The sequence below is a fragment of the Streptomyces sp. Root1310 genome (genome assembly GCF_001426425.1).
Classification (GTDB): domain Bacteria; phylum Actinomycetota; class Actinomycetes; order Streptomycetales; family Streptomycetaceae; genus Streptomyces.
On record NZ_LMEQ01000001.1, the window covers coordinates 1238480 to 1257439 of the forward strand.

Consider the following 18960-nt stretch of genomic DNA (forward strand, 5'->3'; position numbering starts at 1 on the left):
CACCGCACCGCGGTTCACTCGTCGTCCGACCACCAGTCCAGCCGGAAGCACAGCTTGCCGCCGATCCAGTACTCGACCCAGTCGCCCAGGTCCATCGGGGTGCAGTTCGGCCTGGGTTCGACGGGAGGCTCGGTCGTGGGATCCGTAGAGGGCGCCGGGGGCGACGGCTCGACGGAGGGCTCCACGGAGGGCGCCGGACTCGTCGGCGGCGTGCTCGGCTCGTCGGTGCGGCCGGACAGCAAGGAACGGTAGACGGCGGACGACTGCGGGTTCTGCCCGCACTGCCACACACCGTGCGGGCAGTAGTCCGTCACCGTGTTGTACAGCGGTTTGTGCTCGTCCATCCAGGCGAGCATGCGCCGCATGTATTCGGCGTTGTCACCGTTGCGGAAGAGTCCCCATTCGGGATAGGAAATGGGCTTGCCATGGCTTTTGGCGAAGTCCACGTGTGCCTGGAGCCCGTAGGGTTCTTTCACCTGCTCGTCGAAGGACAGGCCGGTCGGCTGGTCGTAGGAGTCCATTCCGAGGATGTCGACCGTGTCGTCCCCCGGATAGCACTCGGTCCACGGAACGGCGTCCTTGCCGCGGGTCGGCGTGAAGTCGAACCTGAATTTCTGGCCCGGCACCGAGCGCATGGTGGAGACGATCCTGTTCCAGTACTTCTTCCAGGCCTCCGGGTCCGGCCCGCACCGATGGGTGTACGTGATGCCGTTCATCTCCCAGCCGAGCACGATCACCGTGTCCGGCACCTTCAGCGCGACCAGCCGCTCGGCGAGAGCCCTGAAGTGGTGATCGAACTCCCCGGCCGCACCCTGCCGCAGGAGCCCGCGCACCTCCTCGTCGGACACCCCCTCCTCGTTGCGCTCCATCATGGGCACGTTGAGGACGAGCATGCGGTCGTCCTTCTCCAGCCTCCAGTCCGCCCACACGTCGAGGAAGCCGGGCGGACCTTCGATGTTCTGCCACCGGTCACCCGGCAGGTAGGTGTGGCCGACGCGCAGCTCCGCACCGCCCAGCCACTCGCTGAGCTCGGCGATCCGGGCCACGCCCCGGGCCCCGTAGTCGAGGTAGGCGCCGAACGCGGGAGTGCTCTTCGCGGGCGGGACGGCCGGGGTGGACGGCGTGACGGTCTCCGCCGGGGTCACGGGCGCCTCGGGGGTGACCGGCGCCTCCGGGGTCACCGATGCCGCCGGTGCCGTGCCCGGGACGGGCACGACAGGGCCGGGCTCGGCGGGTGCGGGAAGGGTCGCCGCGGCGGTCGGGACGGTCGGGGTGGGAGCGGGAGGATCGGCGACCCGCACCACCCCCGCGCCCGCGGCGAATCCAGGTCCGGACGCCAGGGCGGCCGACGCCGCGACCGCTGCCGCGACGACGGCCAGCCGTCGGGACCGCGCGGGTCGCTGTTGTGGAGCCATGCCTGCTCCTTTCTCCACTCTCACGTAACGCGCAAGGAACGCCCGTTACTGACACTCAGTCATATGAAAGTCACACGAAAAGGAATTACGCCACCGCCGTTAGGGCTTTCGAGTGCCTCGATCGCCCATACCGGTGAACTGAACCGAAGGACCCGGAAAAAATGCCCGAGTCGCTGCTCGACACCCGCGTCCCCGCCGTTCTGCTGCGGATCGACCGGAATCCCTTTCACCACGGAACGCTGGGTGCCGTGCGCTCTCTCGGCAGAGCCGGAATCGACGTGCACGTGGTCGCCGACTCCACGGGAAGTCCCGTACGCAAGTCCCGTTTCGTAAGCCAGTTGCATCCCCCGCCGCCCCCAGGCGCCGCCCTCGCCGACATCGCCGCCACGCTGCTGCGGGTGGCCACCCGCGTCGAGCGGCCCGCCGTGCTGATCCCGATGGACGACGCCGGCGCGGTCGCGGTGAGCCGCCTGCGTGAGGAGCTGGCGCCCGCCTATCTGCTGCCGCAACAGCCCGGCTCGGTGCCCGAACGGGTCGCCGACAAGGCGGAACTGACGAGGCTGTGCGCGGCGGCGGACGTGCCGCACCCGCTCACCGTGATCCCGGACAGCGCGGCGCAGGCCGCCTCCGCCGCCTGGCGGCTCGGCCTGCCGGTGGTGGCGAAGTGGAGCCGGCCCTGGCTGCTGCCCGCCGATTCGGGGCTGCGCAGCACCGTCGTGGTGCGCTCCACCCAGGAGGCGCGCGACCTGTACCTGCGCACTCCCGAGGCCGGCAGCCAACTGCTGCTCCAGGCCTTCCTGCCGCCGGGCCCGGACCGCGACTGGTTCTTCCACGGGTACGCCGACCGCTCCGGCGCGGTCGGCGGCGGCGGCCCCGGCCGCAAGCTGTGCGCGTGGCCGCGCGGAGCGGGGCTCACGGCGGTGGGCGAGTGGACCGAGAACCCGCAGGTGCGGACGCTGGCCCAGCGGCTCACCGACGAACTCGGCTACCGGGGCATCTTCGACCTCGACTTCCGCCGCTGCGGCGCAACGGGCGACTACCACCTGCTCGACTTCAACCCGCGCCCCGGTGCCCAGTTCCGGCTCTTCGCCGACGGCGGCGGACTCGACGTCGTCCGCGCCCAGCACCTCGATCTGACCCACCGTCCGCTGCCGGCGGGGGTGCCGCTGCCGGGCCGGGCGTTCGTGGTGGAGAACTACGCGCCGCTGGCCGCACTGCGACCGGCCCGCCGCGGCCGTGAGCTGGCCTGGCACGCGGGCGACGACACCTCCCCCGGCCGGGCCATGTGGGGCCTGTGGGGCGCCCATGTCGCCCGTCGGCTGCTCGACCGGCTGCGCCGGGCCGGTGCCTCGGGCGCGGCCGGGGTGCGGCCCCGGGTGGTCCGCCAGGCGACGCCGCCCACGCCGTCCCTGACGGACCTGACCGAACCGCCGCCCGGCGCGCCGGCCCCGACCGCACCCGCCCCGGCCGCACCGATCGACGACGAGAAAGCGAGCAGTTGCTGATGGACGACCTGCTGGTGGTGGGTGCGGGCCCGTACGGCCTGTCCATCGCGGCGCACGCCGCGGCCGCCGGGCTGAAGCTGCGCGTGTTCGGCCGGCCGATGGCCTCCTGGCGCGACAACATGCCGGGCGGGATGTTCCTGAAGTCCGAGCCGTGGGCCTCCAACCTCTCCGACCCCGCGGCCCGCTGGCGGCTCGACGCGTACTGCGCGACCCAGGGCGTGACGGCCCGGCACGGGGAGCCGATCCCGGTGGAGATGTTCGCGCGGTACGGGCTGTGGTTCGCCCGCAACGCCGTCCCCGAGGTCGACGAGCGCACGGTGACCCGGATCGTGTCCCTGCCGGGCGGCTTCGAGGCGGTCACCGCGGACGGCGAGTGCGTGCGGGCCCGGACGGTCGCGCTCGCCGTGGGCGTCATGCCGTTCGTCGAGATCCCGGCCGTCCTGCGCGGGCTCCCCGGCGACCTGGTCTCGCACAGCAGCCACCACGGTGACCTCGACCGCTTCCGCGACCGGGACGTCACGGTGATCGGCGGCGGCCAGGCGGCTCTGGAGACGGCCGCCCTGCTCGCCGAACAGGGCTCGCGGGTAAGGGTGCTGGCCCGCGCGGACCGGCTGCGCTGGAACGATGTGCCGCCGCCGTGGGAGCGCCCGTGGTGGCAGGCGGTCCGCTCCCCGCAGAGCGGGCTCGGCTGCGGCTGGCGCAACTGGTTCTACGCCGAACGCCCCGGCTTCTACCGCAGGCTCCCGGAACCGACCCGGGCGCGCATCGCGACGACGGCGCTCGGCCCGGCCGGCGCCTGGTGGGTGCGGGACCGGGTGGAAAGCACCGTGCGGGTACGCCTCGACCACGAGGTGACGGCGGCGCGAGCGGTACCGGGCGGGGTACGGCTGGAGGTGGCCGGCGGGGACTCCTTCGAGACCGAGCACGTGATCGCGGCCACCGGCTTCAAGGCGACCCGTGACCGGCTCGGACTGCTCTCCGGCGAACTGCGCGGGACGCTGGCCGCGGTGTCCGACGGCTCCCCCGAGGTGGGCCGGGACTTCGAGTCGTCCCACCCCGGCCTGTTCCTGGCCGGCCTCGCGACGGCGGCCGGCTTCGGCCCGGCGATGCGCTTCGTGTACGGCGCGACCTTCACGGCGAGGACCCTCGTCCGGGGCGTACGGCGCCGGCTGCGTACGGGCGTACCGAGCGGGGTGATCCCGGCACCGGGTCGGCACGGGGCGGCGGACGCCGTACGGCGGTGAGCCGGGTGAGCGTGTGAGGCGTGGGTGCCGGGTGAGGCGTGGGTGCCGGGCGCAAGGGCGTCCGGCACCCGGTGTGTTCACCTACGGGACGCGGCCCGGCCTCGCCGGTACAGGACGGCGCCACCCGCGATGAGCACCGCACTGACGCCGGAGGCGGCCAGCAGAGCCGTGCGGTCACCGCCGGTGTGCGGCAGCTGCGGGGGCGAGCTGTGCTCACCGCCACCCTCCGGAGGCGCGGTGTGCCCGCCGTGCGGAGGCGGGGTGGAGTGACCGCCGCCACCACCGTGCGGAGGCGGGGTCGAGTGACCGCCGTGCGGAGGCGGGGTGGAGTGACCGCCGCCGTGGGGTGGCGGGGTGGAGTGGCCCCCACCGGGCGGAGTGCTGCCACCGCCGTGCGGAGGCGGACTCGTGTGCCCACCACCCGGCGGAGTACTGCCACCGCCATGGGGAGGCGGGGTCGAGTGACCCCCACCGGGCGGAGTACTGCCACCGCCGTGCGGAGGCGGACTCGTGTGCCCACCACCCGGCGGAGTGCTGCCACCGCCATGGGGAGGCGGGGTCGAGTGACCCCCACCGGGCGGAGTACTGCCACCCCCGTGCGGAGGCGGACTCGTGTGCCCACCACCCGGCGGAGTCGAGTGACCCCCTCCCGGAGGCGGGGTCGGGTGACCGCCACCGCCGCAGGTGTCGCCGTAGCCCCCGCAGTCGTCCCCGGGGCCATGGTTCTCATGCCCGGAGTCGCCGTAGCCGGAGTCGCCGTGGCCCGAACCCCCGTCACCGGAGTCCCCGTAACCGGAGTCGCCATGGCCCGAATCCCCGTAGCCGGAGTCGCCGTGGCCCGARCCCCCGTCACCGGAGTCCCCGTAGCCCGAACCCCCGTGGCCGGAGTCGCCGTGGCCCGAACCCCCGTCACCGGAGTCGCCGTAGCCGGAGTCRCCGTGGCCCGAATCACCGTGCCCGGAGTCCCCGTAGCCCGAATCCCCGTCACCGGAGTCCCCGTAGGCCGAACCCCCGTAACCGGAGTCCCCGTCGCGGGGATCGCCGTCACCGGGCGGTGCGGCGTGTGAGCGATGTCCGTGCGTGTCCGAGAGGTTGGCACAGGAGTTGCCGAACGCCGGGTCGAGCGCGGCGACGACGTCTACCGAGTTGCCGCAGGCGTTCACCGGAACGTGCACCGGGGCCTGGACGGTGTTGCCCGACAGGACCCCGGGCGAACCCTTGGCGGCTCCTTGGGCTGTTGCGTCGGCGAGGGCGTTGCCGCCCGCGTACAGGGACAGAATGCCCGTCGCGGCGGCGGCCGCGACCATTCCCCTGCTCAGGGTCTGTCGCAATCTCGTTGTCTTCCTGCTGGTAGAAGTGGGAAAAGCCGGCCCTGGACCACAGGTGTGTCGTCCAGGGCCGGCCTCGATCCGGCGGTACGGCCGGCGTGTCGCGTTGTCAGTCGTTGATGCAGACGTTGCCGCCGGCCGGGTTCAGCGCGGCGATGACGTTGACCGAGTTGCCGCACACGTTGATCGGAATGTGGATCGGAACCTGGACGACGTTGCCCGACAGGACACCCGGCGAGCCGATGGCCGCACCGTTGGCACCGGCGTCGGCGAAGGCGGGGGCAGCCCCGCCGAGGGCCAGGATCAGACCCGCGACAACAGCAGCGCTCTTCTTCATGAGTTTCCCTTCTCTGCGGTCATGCCCAGATGACGGTCGGAACCGAGCGAGCGCAACTGGAACGGCTCGCACCATGACCCGCAAGCTGCAAACGAGAGATAGACAGCCGAGAAACTTCCGAACGCGCGTCGCCCGGGAATTCACTCGAACGCCTTCGGGTGATTAACGCGAACGGCCCACCGGAGGGGAAACGATTCGCCGGAATCGCAAAGAAAATGACAGGAAGTCAGCGGGAAGAAAAATACTCCGACCGGACGGCCCGCCGGGAACGCGACGGGCCGTCCGGCGGGCCGTGCCGGGGACGTCAGTGGTTGGCCACGCCGTTGCCTGAGAGCGCGGAGATGTCGTCCAGGATGTGCGACAGCGGCTCGTCGCCCTTGGCCTGGGTGCTGTTCTCGGCGCACTGCTGGTTCTGCGGGGCGGACAGGACGGGGATGTCCTGGACGCCGACGTTGGCGAGGATGGCGAGGACGGACTGCACGTCGGCCTTGACCGGCAGGCCCACGCAGAGCTTGTTGGCGGTGCCCTGGACCAGGCTGGCCTGGGGGCTCATGTCGCCCTTGGTCACCGAGTTGCCGAACGCCTCGTGCGCGCCGTTGCCACTGGCGGAGGTGGTGCCGGCGTCGTCCCCGATGGCAAGCGCCTGGGGGGCGACCGCCGCGGACATACCGACGACGGAAGCGGCGACCGCCGCCGCGGCCATTGCCTTCTTGAGCATTTCGCTATTCCTTTCCCTGTCCTGACTCGTGGCCAGGACCATGTGCCTGCCACCGAACCAACAGGAAGCGCCGGATTTGGTTGCGGCCAGTCACCCGATCGGTTTTTACGTCCCGGTGGCCGGAGTTCACCCCAATGGGCCATCGGAGTGAATCCGAGCAACCAAACAGGTCAGGTGACGTTAATCCAAACGCTCCGGTGGACGGGGCTTCTCACCGAAAGGGATTCATCAAGTGATCAAGAAGGTTCTCGCCACCGCCGCGGTCGCCGCTTCCGTCGTCGGCGTCTCCGCCGCCGCGGCGGCTCCGGCACTGGCCATCGGCAACGACAGCGGCACCACCTCCGCCAGCGGCAACGGCGCGAGCCAGTCGTTCGGCAACTCGGCCACCTTCGGCAACATGAGCCCCCAGATGGCGCTCATCCAGGGCTCCTTCAACAAGCCCTGCATCGGCCTGCCGGCGAAGCTGAACGCCCAGTCCATCCTCGCCCTGGTCAACGTCGGCGTCCAGGACATCCCGATCCTGTCCGCCCCGCAGAACCAGCAGTGCGTCGAGAACAGCACCCAGGCCAAGGGCGACGAGCCGCTGTCGCACATCCTGGACGACATCTCGGCCCTCTCGGGCAACGGTGCGGCCAACGACTGAGCCCACGCGCTGAACGGGTTCTTTTCCTGAGCCCCGGGGTGGATTCTCCGCCCGGACAGCGGGCCGCCGGATCATCGGCGGCCCGCTGTTCTAGCGTGCGGCGCGTGACGATGAAGAGAAACCTTTGGCCACGCCGCCTGGCGATTCCCGGAATCGTCCTGGCCGCCACGGGCGCTCTGCTCGGCAGTTCCGCCCTCCCCTCACTGCCCGGACTACCCCACAGGGAGCACGCCCCGCGCGGGCTGAACATCCTGCTGATGGGCACCGACGAACGGGACACCCTCACCGCCGCCCAGAAGCAGAAGTTCCACGCCGGCGGAAAGCCCTGCGGCTGCTCGGACGTCCTGATGCTGATCCACGTCTCGGCCCACCGGGACCGCGTCAGCGTGATCGCCATGCCCCGTGACTCCGCCGCGGAGATCCCGCCGTACCGGGAGAAGCCCGGCGCCAGGGAACGCCCGCCGCATCCGGCGAAGCTCAACGCCGCCTACCAGGAGGGCGGTCCGGAGCTCCTGATCCGGACCGTGGAGTCGATGGCCAAGCTGAACATCGACCGGTTCCTCCAGGTGGACTTCCGGCGCTTCATGAACAGCGTGGACGAGGTCGGCGGCGTCGAGGTGTGCACGCCGCGGCGGCTGAAGGACTCCGCGACCAGGCTCGACCTCAAGCCCGGCAAGCACCGCCTCGGTGGCGGGCAGGCGTTGCAGTACGTCCGTTCACGCCATGTCGACGGCAGCGCCGACCTCGGCCGGATCCAGCGTCAGCAGCGCTTCCTCGTCCAGGCCTGGCACGAGGTGAGGGAACGGAAGCTGCTCACCCATCCGAGGCGTATGACGCACCTGGCGGAGATGATGCTCGGGTCCGGGCGGCAGGGTTTCCAGGCCGGCGAGCTCGTCGGACTGGCGGCGGCGCTGCACCGGCTGCCGGACTCGGCGACGGAGTTCACGACCGTGCCGATCGCGGGGTTCGCCCCGGCCCGGCTGGGCATCGGCGCGGCGCTGGCCTGGGACCCGAAGGAGGCGGACACACTCTTCACGAAGGTGCGCGACGACCGGCCGCTGGTCGAGCCGGATGCGGAGCCCAAGCCCAAGGACCCGCCGGACATCCTCGGCAAGACGGTTGCGGTGCGGGGGAGCGCGTACGCGTGCCACTGAGGGGCGCACGGCAGCCGTGCGCGATGCGCTGCGCCGATCGGGGCACAGGGCGCAACCCCGGGCGGTTCCGGCCCGTTGTTGATCACGCAGCTCCTCCCCCGGAGTCCGCGTTTTCGAAGGGAACGAACATGAAGAAGCTGTGGGCGACCGCGGCCCTCGCCGCCTCCGTCGCCGGTCTTGCGGCGATGAGCGCCCCGCAGGCCCTCGCCATCGGTGACGACAGCGGCACCACGTCCGCCAGCGGCAACGGCGCCTCGTCGGAGTTCGGCAACTCGGCCACCTTCGGCGACCTGAGCCCGCAGCTGTCGCTGGTCCAGGGCTCGCTGAACAAGCCGTGCATCGGCCTGCCGGCGAAGGTCAACGCCCAGTCGCTCATCGCGGCTCTGAACATCGGCGTCCAGGACATCCCGATCCTGTCCGCCCCGCAGAACCAGCAGTGCGTCGAGAACTCCACCCAGGCCAAGGGCGACGAGCCGCTGTCGCACATCCTGGACGACATCTCGGTCCTGGCCGGCAACGGCGCGGGCAACGGCTGAGCAGCAGCCTGACCCATCGCTACGGCGGGTCACCGGTCATCCGGTGGCCCGCCGTTTCGTGTGTACACCCACCGGTGTCACGTGGTGTCACTTGCGGTACAGGTCCTCGATCTCGTCGGCGTACCGGGCCGTCACCGCGTGCCGTTTGACCTTCAGGGACGGGGCGAGCAGGCCGTTGGCCTCGTTGAACTCGCCCTCGACCAGGGTGAAGGCGCGGATCGACTCGGCCCGGGAGACGGCCTCGTTGGCGTAGTCGACGGCACTTTGGACGTCCGCGCGCAGCCGGGGGTCGCGCAGCACCTCGGTGAGCGGGGTGTCGGCGGGCAGTCCGCGTACGGCCAGCCAGTGGGCGATCGCGTCGGGGTCCAGGGTGACGAGGGCGGCGACGAAGGGGCGGTTGTCGCCGACGACCAGGCACTGGCCGACCGGGGTGCGGCTGCGCAGCCGGTCCTCCAGCACGGCCGGGGAGACGTTCTTGCCGCCGGAGGTGACCAGGATGTCCTTCTTGCGGCCGGTGATGGTGAGGTAGCCGTCGTCATCGAGGGAGCCGAGGTCGCCGGTGGCGAACCAGCCGTCGGTTCGGACCTCGGCGGTGGCCTCCGGGTTGTTCCAGTAGGAGTCGAAGACCACTGCGCCCTCGATGAGGATCTCGCCGTCGTCGGCGATCCGGACGGCCGTGCCGGGGACCGGCAGGCCGACCGTTCCGGGCCGGGGCTTCAGGGGCGGGACGAGGGTGGCGGCGGCGGTGGTCTCCGTCAGGCCGTAGCCCTCGTAGACGATGATGCCGGCCGCGTAGAAGAAGAGGCTGAGGGTGCGGTCGAGGGGGGAACCGCCGCTGATGGCGTATCGCATGCGGCCGCCCAGCTCCTTGCGGATGCGGCGGTAGACCAGCAGGTCGTAGAGGGCCCAGGCGGCGTAGAGGCCGGGCCCGGGACCCTTGGCCTTCCCCTTGGCTCCGCCCCTGCCCCCGCCCCTGCCCTCTCCTCGGCGCCCGCCTTCGCCGCCGTCTCCGTCTCCGTCTCCTCCGTTGTCGCTTCCGCCCTCGCCCTCGCTCAGGAACTTGTCGAGGTACGCCTGCGCGAAGCGGACGGCGATGCGTTCGGCGCGGTCGAAGGAGGCGCCGCGACCGATCTTCTCGGCGGTGGCGCGGCCGGTGTCGTGGATGCGCTCGAAGAGATAGGGGACGCCGACCAGGAAGGTCGGCCGGAACTCCTTGAGGGCGGGGCGGAGTTCGTCGGGTGTGACGCTCGGGAAGTGGCCGGTCTCGATGCGGGCCATCAGACAGGCGATCTGTAGGGTGCGGCCCATGATGTGGGCGAGCGGGAGGAAGAGGAGGGTGGAGGCGGTCTGGCCGGTGACCTCCTTGAAGATCGGGTGGAGCAGTTCGAGGGTGTTGGCCGCCTCGGCGTGCAGGTTGGCGTGGGTGAGGACGCAGCCCTTGGGGCGGCCGGTGGTGCCGGAGGTGTAGCAGAGGGTCGCGGTGGTGCCGGGGGTGAGGGCGGCCCGGCGCCCGGTCACCTCCTCGTCGGGGAGGCCGCGGCCGAGGGCTTTCAGTTCGGCGACCGCGCCCGCGTCGAGTTCGAGGATGCGCGGGGGCAGCGGGTGGTGTGCCGTGCCGGTCGTCGCCGTACGGGCGTTGTCGGCGTTCTCGACGACGATCAGGGTGGCGCCCGAGTCCCGGACGATCCAGTCGACCTGTTCGGCCGACGAGGTGGCGTAGATGGGGACGGTCTGGCCGCCGGCCGCCCAGATCGCGAAGTCCAGGAGGGTCCACTCGTAGCGGGTGCGGGACATCACGGCGACCCGGCCGCCCTGCGCGAGGCCCTGCGCGATCAGGCCCTTGGCCGTCGCGGTGACCTCGGCGGCGAACGCGGCGGCCGTGACCGGGTGCCAGCCGGCGGGGCCCCGGCGGCGCAGCACCACCGCCTCGGGGGCTTCGGCCGCGTTCGTGAAGGGGAGGTCGGCCGTGCTGCCCGTGGTGGGCGGCGCTACCAGGGGCGCGGTGCGTGCCTCCCGGACGGCGCCGGTGTCGTCCCGGAGCAGGTCGACCCGGGTGCGGGAGGCCAGGTCGGTGCGTTTCCTCGCCCGCTGCAGATCTTTGCGTACGCCCATGGCGGCTCCCCGGTCGCGTGCGGCTGCATGTGCCGGGTGAGTAACTTACTCACGCGTAAGATTCTGCACTAGAGGTCGAGACGGCTTGCGTCGTCGATCGCGTCGGCGAGGCCCCGGACGTCCTTGTCCTCGGTCCTGCTCGCCAACGTCTCGGCGGTTTCGCGGAGTTCACCCAGGTCGGGGGCGTCCGGCAGGGGGCTCTCCGGTCGGCGCAGGGCGTCGGCGAAGTAGGCGGCGGTCGCCGTGACCTGGAAGCGGACGGGCGCGTCGGTCAGCCGGTCGTGCAGGGCGCCGGTCTCCAGCCGGCCGGAGTTCTCGTGCGGGGTGCGGGTGTCGGGGTCGAGCCAGCGCACGGTGGCGGTGGCGAGGTGACCGTCGGCGCCGGGCTCGGTGCGGACGGCGTAGAGGGCGGTGACGGTGTGGCCGGGGCCCACCTCGCCGCCGTCGACGCGGTCGTCGCGGAAGTCTTCGTCGGCGACCCGGCGGTCGTCGTAGCCGATGAGACGGAACTCGGCGACGGTCTCGGGGTCGAAGGCGACCTGGGCCTTGGCGTCGCGTGCCGTCAGGTCGATGTTCCGCGGGAGGTCGGTGGAGAACACCTCGCGGGCTTCGTCCTCGGTCGAGACGTAGGTGGTGTGGCCGTCGCCCCGGTCGGCGAGGCGTTCCATCAGGGCGTCGCCGTAGTCGCTGCCGACGCCGACGCCGAAGAGGGTGATGCCGTGTTCGCGGCGGGCACCGGAGACGCGTTCCAGGATGGAGTCGGCATCCGTGTCGCCGGTGTTGGCGAGGGCGTCGGAGACCAGGACGACCCGGTTCGTGGCGCCCTCGCGCAGGCCCTCGACGGCGGTGGCGTAGCCGGTCTCGACGCCGGCGCCGAGGTTGGTGGAGTCGGTGGGTTCCAGGCTGTCGACCGCCCGGTGGACGCGGGCGCGGTGGTCGCCGAGGCGGGTCATCGGCAGGACGGTCTCGGCCTCGCCGCTGAAGGTGACGAGGGCGACGGAGTCGTCGTCGCGGAGGCGGTCGGTCATCGTGCCGAGGGCGGACCTGGCGAGGTCCAGGCGGCCGGGTTCGGCCATCGAGCCGGAGACGTCGATGACGAAGGTGAGGGCGGCGGGCGGGCGTTCGCCCCGCTGCTCGGCCGTGCGGGTGGCGAGGCCCACGCGGACCAGGGACCAGTCGTCGTCGCCGGTGCGGGCGCCGTCGACGGTGACCGAGAAGCCGTTGCCGTCGGGGCGTTCGTAGTCCTGGCGGAAGCTGTTGACGAACTCCTCGGGGCGGATCGTCGAGGGGTCCGGGCGCCGGCCCTCGGTGAGGGTGCGACGGGCGTAGCCGTACGACGCGGTGTCGACGTCGAGGGCGAAGGTGGAGAGGTGGTCGGGGGCGGCCGTCCTGCCGTCCTCGTCCGCCTTTTTGTCCGCGTCCCCGTCCGCGTCCCCGTCCGTGTCCCCGTCCGTGTTCCTGTCCGGGTCCGCGCGGGGTGCGCCCGGCGCGGGGAAGGCCTCGCTGCCGCGGGCCGCTCCGTCCGAGGCCTCTCCGCTGTCGGAGGCGCCCGCGCCGCAGCCGGTGAGCAGCAGTGCGGTGGCCGCCGCGATCGCGAACAGCCGTGGTGTCCGGTGTGCCCGGTGTGTCTTCATGTGCCGTGCCCCCTGTGTCCGTCGACGTGTGTGACTGTGACGGGACAGGGGGCCGGAACGTGCGACACGGGGTGTTGCGGATCCGTCTCGAACCGGGCACGGGAGCGGCCCGGCGAGACCGGTGGGTGACCCTCCGGTGACCTAGGACACGACGTCCTTGCGGGCGAAACCCCGGAAGGCCAGGGCGAACAGGACCAGGGCGTAGGTCACGGAGACGGCCGTGCCCTGGATCATGCCGGACCACTCGGGGGTGGGCTGGACGGCGTCGGCCCAGGCGAACTGCCAGTGCGCGGGCAGGAAGTCCCGCCAGTCGCCGAGGGCGGTGACGGCGTCCAGGACGTTGCCGACGATGGTCAGGCCGACCGCGCCGCCAACCGCGCCGAGCGGGGCGTCGGTCTTCGTCGAGAGCCAGAACGCGAGCCCGGCGGTGACCAGTTGGGAGACGAAGACGTACCCGACCACGACCACCAGCCGCTGGGCCGCCGTGCCGGAGTCGAGCGCGCCGCCCGTGGGCAGCTCCAGGGGGCCCCAGCCGTAGGCCGCGGAGCCGACGGCGAGGGCGACGACGGGCAGCAGGACCATCGCGGCCAGGCTGAGGCCGAGGCCGACGACAAGCTTGGACCACAGCAGCCGGGCCCGGGGCACGGGGGCGGCCAGGAGGTAGCGCAGCGAGGACCAGCCGGCCTCCGAGGCGACCGTGTCCCCGCAGAACAGGGCGACCGGGATGACCAGGAGGAAGCCCGCGGACACGAACAGGTTGACGGCGGCGAAGTTGGCGCCGGACGCCGTCGCCGTGTCCATCAGGGTCACCTGGTTGTTGCGTCCGCCGGGCTCGCCGCCGATCGCGAAGGCGATGAGCAGGACGAACGGCAGGGCGGCGAGGATGCCGCCCATGACCAGCGTGCGGCGGCGCTTGAGCTGGCGGACCAGCTCGACGCGCAGCGGCAGCGTGCGGCCCGCCTGGTAGCCGGAGGCGACCTCGGTGAGCGTGCTCATGCGGAACCTCCGATCAGGGTGAGGAAGGCGTCCTCCAGGCGGCGGTGCGGGCCGACGGCCTGGACGGGCACGTCGAGCCGGACGAGTTCGGCGACCAGGCGCTGGGCGCTGCCGTCGGCGTCCAGGCGGATCAGCAGGCCCTCGGCGGCGGGGACGGCGGAGGCCACCCCCGGCAGCGCGGCGATCTTCTCCACGACCGGCTCCTCCACGGGGGTGGCGGTGCCCACGAGGAGGGTGTCGCCGGAGCCGACGATCTCGGCGACCGGTCCCGCCTGGACCAGCCGGCCCCGGTCCATGACCACGAGGTGCGTGCAGGACTGCTCGACCTCGGACAGGAGGTGGCTGGAGACGATGACCGTACGGCCGGCCGCCGCGTACCGGATCATCACCTCGCGCATCTCGCGGATCTGCGGCGGGTCGAGACCGTTGGTCGGCTCGTCGAGGATGAGCAGGTCCGGGAGGCCGAGCATGGCCTGGGCGATGGCGAGGCGCTGGCGCATGCCCTGCGAGTACGTGCGCACCGCGCGGGAGAGGGCGTCGCCGAGGCCGGCGATCTCCAGGGCCTCCGCCAGATGGGCGTCCCCTGCGGGGCGGCCGGTGGCCTGCCAGTAGAGCTCCAGGTTCTCCCGGCCGGACAGGTGCGGGAGGAAGCCGGCGCCCTCGACGAAGGAGCCGACGCGGGAGAGGACGGGCGCGCCCGGGCGGATGGCGTGGCCGAAGACCCGGATCTCGCCGCCGTCGGGGCTGATCAGGCCCATCAGCATGCGCAGGGTCGTCGTCTTGCCCGCGCCGTTCGGGCCGAGGAGTCCGAGGACCTGGCCCTTCTCGACGCGGAAGGACAGGTCGCGGACGCTGTAGCGGTCGCCGTTCGCGTACTTCTTGCTCAGGTCGGTGATCTGGAGCGGGACCTCGGCGAGCGCGGGGTCGGGGGCGGGGCCCGCGGTGCGGCGGCGGGCCGTCAGCAGCAGGGCGAGCGCGATCGCCGCGCCCGCGAGGGGCAGCCACCAGACCCAGGACGGGAGCGGGGCGGCCGCGGTCGTCACGGCGGGGGCGGTCGGGACCTTCAGGTCGCCCTTCATCGAGACGGTGTACGTCGCCGGGGTCATCGGGGAGGCGTAGCCGAGGTCGGTGGAGGCGAGGACCAGGCGCAGCCGGTGGCCGTCCTCGACCTTGTGGTCGATCGCCGGGAGCGTGATCGTGACGTCCTTGCCGGCCTTGGCGCCCTCGACGCGGACCGGGGTGACGAGCTGGGAGGGCAGCACCTGGCTGCCGCTGCCGCCGACGTCGTAGACCTTGGCGAAGAGGACGGCGGTGTCGGACGTCGACTTCACGTGGACGGTGACCGTCGGGGAACCGGTGACCCGCAGGTCGCCGGTGACCGGGGCGGAGTCGAAGGCGGCGTACTGGCCGGGGAAGTCGAGGGAGACGCCGACGCCCAGGGAGGAGAGCTGGGAGAGGCCTCCGCCGCCGAGGCCGGGCAGGGCCGAGACGGCGGGCGGGCTGGCGCCCGGCGGGTTGGCGAAGGACTGCTCCTCGCGGCGGCCGGTCAGGGGGAACGAGCGCGCGCCGTTCTCCAGGCCGGGGTAGCTGTCGGCGCTCGCGCCCCTGAGCTGGGCGGCGCCGTCGGTGGAGTCGACGCCGCCGGTGCGGGTGACCCGGAAGGCGGGGCCTGTGTCGGCGGTCTTCTCGTTCTTGAGGTAGCGGTCGAACCAGGCACGCACACGGGCCTGGACGCGATCGCCCTCCATGTCGCCGCCGTCGTGGCCGCCCGCGATCCAGTCGACGTCGACGGGGGCGCCGTTGGCGCGGATCGCCTTCTCGGCGGCGTCGGACTGGGCGAGGGTGAAGAGGGAGTCGGTCTGGCCCTGGAGGAGGAGTGTGGGGACCTTGATGCGGTCGGCGACGGCGGACGGCGAGCGCTGCTCGAGGAGCTCGCGGGCGGCGGGGTCGGGGGTGCCGGACTCGGCGACGCGGTCGTACATCGCGGCCAGCGCGGGTTCGAAGCGGGCGGAGCCGCCGCCCGTGTTGAAGAAGATGCCGGCCCACAGCTTCTTGAACACGCCGTCGGGGAACAGGGCGTCCGCGAGGTTCCAGTAGGTGATCGCGGGGGCGATGGCGTCGACGCGGTCGTCGTGACCCGCGGCGAGCAGGGAGATCGCGCCGCCGTAGGAGGCGCCGGCCACGCCCACCCGGGGGTCGCCGGTCCCGTCGAGCTGCACCTGGGGCTGTTTCGCGAGCCAGTCGATCAGCCGGGAGACGTCGGCGACCTCGCCCTTCGGGTCGTTCAGCCCGATCTTGCCGGTGGACTTGCCGAAGCCGCGCGCCGACCAGGTGAGCACCGCGTATCCGTCGCGGGCCAGCTGTTCGGCCTGCCGGCGTACGTCTTCCTTGCTTCCGCCGAAGCCGTGCCCGAGGAGGACCGCGGGGCGGCGGCCGGCGGCGCCGGAGGTGAAGTAGGAGGTGTCCAGGCGTACGCCGTCCACCGCCATGACCCGGTCGGTGTGGCGCACCGCGGGCGTGTCGTCGTCGGAGGCGACGGCCGTCCAGGTACCGGCACCGGCGAGTACGACCACGGCGGCCACGGCGGAGACGATCCGTCGTGGCCGTCGTGGCCGCCGTGGTCCTCGCAGACCGGGCAATCGAAGATCCATGCTTCAACCGTACGGGGTCAACCTGTCGTGGAGTTGTCGACCGGAGACCGAACTCGTCGCCATCCCGGCGGCGTACGGAGCCGTCGCGCCTACACCAGACGCGGTACTCAGACCGGCCTGTCCTGGGCGTCCTCCGGGATCGACACGAGCCAGCGGGTGTCGCGGTGCGGGCGGAGGTAGAGGGCCCAGTAGAGGGTGGCGGCGGCGGTGATGCCGCCGGTCCACACGAGGTAGGCCGTCTCCTGCTGGGTGAGGATGTAGCCGAGGACAACGATCAGCAGGACAGGCAGCACCGGCCACAGGGGCATGCGCCAGGCGTGGGTGTCCTTGTGCCGGCCGCCGCGGGAGAGCAGGGCGGCGACCGCGACGAGCAGGTACATGCCGGTCACGGAGACGCCGGTGACGCCGTACAGGGTGTCGAGGTTCACGAAGCAGAGCAGGGCGCCGGGGATGCCCACGGCGAGGGTGGCGACCCAGGGGGAGCCGAACCGGCCGAGCTTGGCGAAGAGCTCGTTGACCGGCCGGGGCCAGGCCTTGTCGCGGGCGGAGGCGAACAGGACCCGGGAGTTCTGGATGACCATCACGATGCCCGCGTTGATGATCGCGAGGGCCACGCAGAGGCTGACGAAGGTGCCGACGGCCGAGTTGGACCAGGCGGTGACCATGGCGCCGATGTCGCCGCCGGTGAGCTCGGTGAGGTCGGAGGCGCCGAAGGTGATGGCGACGACCGGGACCAGGATGATCACGGAGGAGATGGCGAGGGTGGCGAGGACCGTGCGGGCGACGTTGCGGCGCGGGTTCTCCAGCTCCTCGGAGAGGTAGACGGCGGTCGAGAAGCCCTGGGTGACGAAGAGGGCGATGGCGAGGCCGGAGACGACCAGCATGGCGGTGACGGTGTCGGTGTGGCCGTCGGTGCCGGCGACCCGCATCGAGACGAGGCTGCCCGCGCCGCGGTGGCCGTGGGCGAAGCCCAGCACCGCGACGACGGCCGCCGCGATGACCTCCAGGACCAGGAAGACGCCGGTGATCCAGGCGTTGGCGCGCAGGTCGAGCAGGCCGGCGAGGGTGGCGAGCAGCATGACGGCGGCGCCCGCGATCGAGGGGTCGAGATGGACGACCGGGGCCAGGTAGTCGGCCGTGCCCATCGCGATCACCGGCGGGACGATCATGACGACGAGCAGGGAGAGGACGAAGACCAGCCAGCCTGCGAGCCGCCCGGCCAGCGTCGACACCATGGCGTACTCGCCGCCCGCGCTGGGGATGAGGGTGCCCAGCTCGGAGTAGCAGAACGCCACGGCGATACAGAGCAGCGAGCCGATCGCGATCGTGAGGGCGGTCGCGGTGCCGAGCGAGCCGAAGAGGTCCGGGACGACGACGAAGAGGGTGGAGGCGGGGGTGACGCAGGACAGGGTGAGGAGGGTGCCGCCGACGACTCCGATGGAGCGCTTGAGCTGCTGGGGACTGTCGGGCGCCTGAGGGAGGGCGGCCTCGACAGGGGGGAGCGTGTCGGTCATGCGGCGATTCCGATCGACTCGTGCGGCGGGGGTGAGGCGGGAGCGCTATCGCCTCCGGCGGCTTTGGTCGTACGTGGTTCGTCCGCTCCCGGCGGCTGCATGGAATCCCGACGGAAACCGGTGCGTCAATAGGTGTTCACCTACGGAATCCGTTGCCGAAGGCACCTCCGAGTCGCGGATTTGGCATTTCTGAACAGACCGTTCGGCCCCCTTGGGACGTGCGGGAACCGCAGGGCGGACGCCAAAAAAACGTGCGGACGTTCGGGATACGGACATGTCAGTGTGTCCCCTTAGGGTTCGGGGATCACAGACGAAGCACAGGGTGGGGACTCATGAAGCTGAAGTACGCGGCCGCCTGGACGGCGGTCACGGCGGTGGCGCTGATCACGACGGCCGGGTGCGGCACCCGCGCCGCCGAGGGGACGGCGAAGGCCGTGGACGGCACCGACGCGATCATGGCGGCGCTCGGCAGGGCGACCGACCGGACCGAGCAGCTGGGCTCGGCGGAGGTGAGGATGACCACCTCCATGGGCACCGGCACCCCGGTCACCATGGACGGCACCTACTCCTGGGGCGACGGATTCGCGTTCGACGTCCTGATGGACACCGCGGCCGCGCAGATGCAGCAGATGCAGGACGCTCCGAAGATGCGCATGCTCTTCGTGGACGGCGCGTACTACTACGACGTCGACCCGCAGGCCTCGGGCCCGCTCGAGGGCAAGGAGTGGATGAAGATCGACGGCTCGGCCATCTTCGGCCGGCAGGGCGCGCAGGCGCTCAGCGGCAGCAGCGGCGGCAGCCCGTCGGCGTCCATGAAGGGCCTGAAGTACGCCGACAACGTCGAGGACCTGGGCTCGGAGACGGTGAACGGCAAGGCCGCGACCCACTACCGGGCCGTCGTCGACCAGAAGGGCATGGGCAAGTACAAGGAGGCCTACGGCAACGAGGACAACCTCTTCGGCTCGCTCACCGGCGGCGCGACCTCGATCACGATGGATGTCTGGGTGGGAGACAAGGACCTGCCGGTCCGCATGATCCAGGAGATCGGCGCCATGAAGGTCACCATGGACTTCGAGAAGTTCGGCGAGACGGCCGAGGTGAAGGCCCCGCCGGCCGCGCAGACCGGCGACCTCACCGAGGCGATCAAGGAAGCCGGCGCCGCGCTGTGACACG

The 18960-nt window shown here is 71.9% G+C and carries 15 protein-coding genes; 6 read left to right on the top strand and 9 right to left on the bottom strand.

The annotated features are described in order from the left end of the window. Positions 1-14 precede the first annotated feature (14 nt). Positions 15-1415, bottom strand: a complete 1401-nt coding sequence (locus ASD48_RS05445; protein ID WP_057600218.1) for a glycosyl hydrolase — start codon at positions 1413-1415, stop codon at positions 15-17. Positions 1416-1576: 161 nt separating this feature from the next. On the opposite strand from ASD48_RS05445, the gene ASD48_RS05450 reads away from it, so the two are divergent. Both ASD48_RS05450 and ASD48_RS05455 read left to right on the top strand, forming a co-directional pair. Continuing rightward, the gene (locus ASD48_RS05450; protein ID WP_057600220.1) at positions 1577-2920 is read left to right on the top strand and encodes a hypothetical protein; all 1344 of its coding nucleotides are present in this window, start codon (positions 1577-1579) and stop codon (positions 2918-2920) included. After that, positions 2920-4164 carry an NAD(P)-binding domain-containing protein gene (locus ASD48_RS05455; RefSeq protein WP_057600221.1) on the top strand — a complete coding sequence of 415 codons (1245 nt, stop codon included), beginning with the start codon at positions 2920-2922 and terminating at the stop codon, positions 4162-4164. The genes ASD48_RS05450 and ASD48_RS05455 overlap by 1 nt, the downstream gene beginning before the upstream one ends. Positions 4165-4241: 77 nt before the next feature. Here ASD48_RS05455 and ASD48_RS41560 read toward each other — a convergent pair whose 3' ends face one another. The 3 genes from ASD48_RS41560 to ASD48_RS05465 all read right to left on the bottom strand — a co-directional run bounded on the left by ASD48_RS41560 (position 4242) and on the right by ASD48_RS05465 (position 6547). Then, positions 4242-5471, bottom strand: a complete 1230-nt coding sequence (locus ASD48_RS41560) for a chaplin (protein ID WP_242432546.1) — start codon at positions 5469-5471, stop codon at positions 4242-4244. Between the two features lie 130 nt (positions 5472-5601). Beyond that, complete coding sequence (locus ASD48_RS05460) at positions 5602-5829, bottom strand: chaplin (protein WP_057600223.1); 228 nt, start codon at positions 5827-5829, stop codon at positions 5602-5604. 304 nt (positions 5830-6133) lie between these two features. Continuing rightward, positions 6134-6547: a rodlin gene (locus ASD48_RS05465; protein WP_057600225.1), complete on the bottom strand. Its 414-nt coding sequence runs from the start codon at positions 6545-6547 to the stop codon at positions 6134-6136. 232 nt (positions 6548-6779) lie between these two features. On the opposite strand from ASD48_RS05465, the gene ASD48_RS05470 reads away from it, so the two are divergent. The 3 genes from ASD48_RS05470 (at position 6780) to ASD48_RS05480 (ending at position 8880) form a co-directional block, all read left to right on the top strand. Then, positions 6780-7190 (top strand): rodlin, encoded by a 411-nt coding sequence (locus ASD48_RS05470; RefSeq protein WP_057600227.1) that lies wholly within the window; start codon positions 6780-6782, stop codon positions 7188-7190. Positions 7191-7300: 110 nt separating this feature from the next. Next, positions 7301-8344 (top strand): LCP family protein, encoded by a 1044-nt coding sequence (locus ASD48_RS05475; protein WP_057601016.1) that lies wholly within the window; start codon positions 7301-7303, stop codon positions 8342-8344. Positions 8345-8472: 128 nt separating this feature from the next. Next, complete coding sequence (locus ASD48_RS05480) at positions 8473-8880, top strand: rodlin (protein ID WP_057600229.1); 408 nt, start codon at positions 8473-8475, stop codon at positions 8878-8880. An 87-nt stretch (positions 8881-8967) separates the two neighbouring features. Here the strand turns inward: ASD48_RS05480 and ASD48_RS05485 are convergent, their stop codons facing one another. The 5 genes from ASD48_RS05485 to ASD48_RS05505 all read right to left on the bottom strand — a co-directional run bounded on the left by ASD48_RS05485 (position 8968) and on the right by ASD48_RS05505 (position 17787). Continuing rightward, positions 8968-10992, bottom strand: a complete 2025-nt coding sequence (locus ASD48_RS05485; RefSeq protein WP_063887401.1) for an AMP-dependent synthetase/ligase — start codon at positions 10990-10992, stop codon at positions 8968-8970. A gap of 68 nt (positions 10993-11060) precedes the next feature. After that, the gene (locus ASD48_RS05490) at positions 11061-12626 is read right to left on the bottom strand and encodes a VWA domain-containing protein (protein WP_057600230.1); all 1566 of its coding nucleotides are present in this window, start codon (positions 12624-12626) and stop codon (positions 11061-11063) included. A gap of 141 nt (positions 12627-12767) precedes the next feature. Next, a complete protein-coding gene (locus tag ASD48_RS05495; RefSeq protein ID WP_057600232.1) occupies positions 12768-13622 on the bottom strand; it encodes an ABC transporter permease in 855 nt (284 codons plus the stop codon). After that, complete coding sequence (locus ASD48_RS05500; RefSeq protein ID WP_057600234.1) at positions 13619-16273, bottom strand: CocE/NonD family hydrolase; 2655 nt, start codon at positions 16271-16273, stop codon at positions 13619-13621. The genes ASD48_RS05495 and ASD48_RS05500 overlap by 4 nt, the downstream gene beginning before the upstream one ends. A gap of 107 nt (positions 16274-16380) precedes the next feature. Next, entirely contained in the window at positions 16381-17787 is a 1407-nt protein-coding gene (locus ASD48_RS05505) for an APC family permease (protein WP_057600236.1), read from the bottom strand. Positions 17788-18119: 332 nt separating this feature from the next. Here ASD48_RS05505 and ASD48_RS05510 point away from each other — a divergent pair, with 332 nt between their 5' ends. Then, complete coding sequence (locus ASD48_RS05510; protein WP_057600238.1) at positions 18120-18956, top strand: hypothetical protein; 837 nt, start codon at positions 18120-18122, stop codon at positions 18954-18956. The last annotated feature ends 4 nt before the right edge of the window (positions 18957-18960 follow it).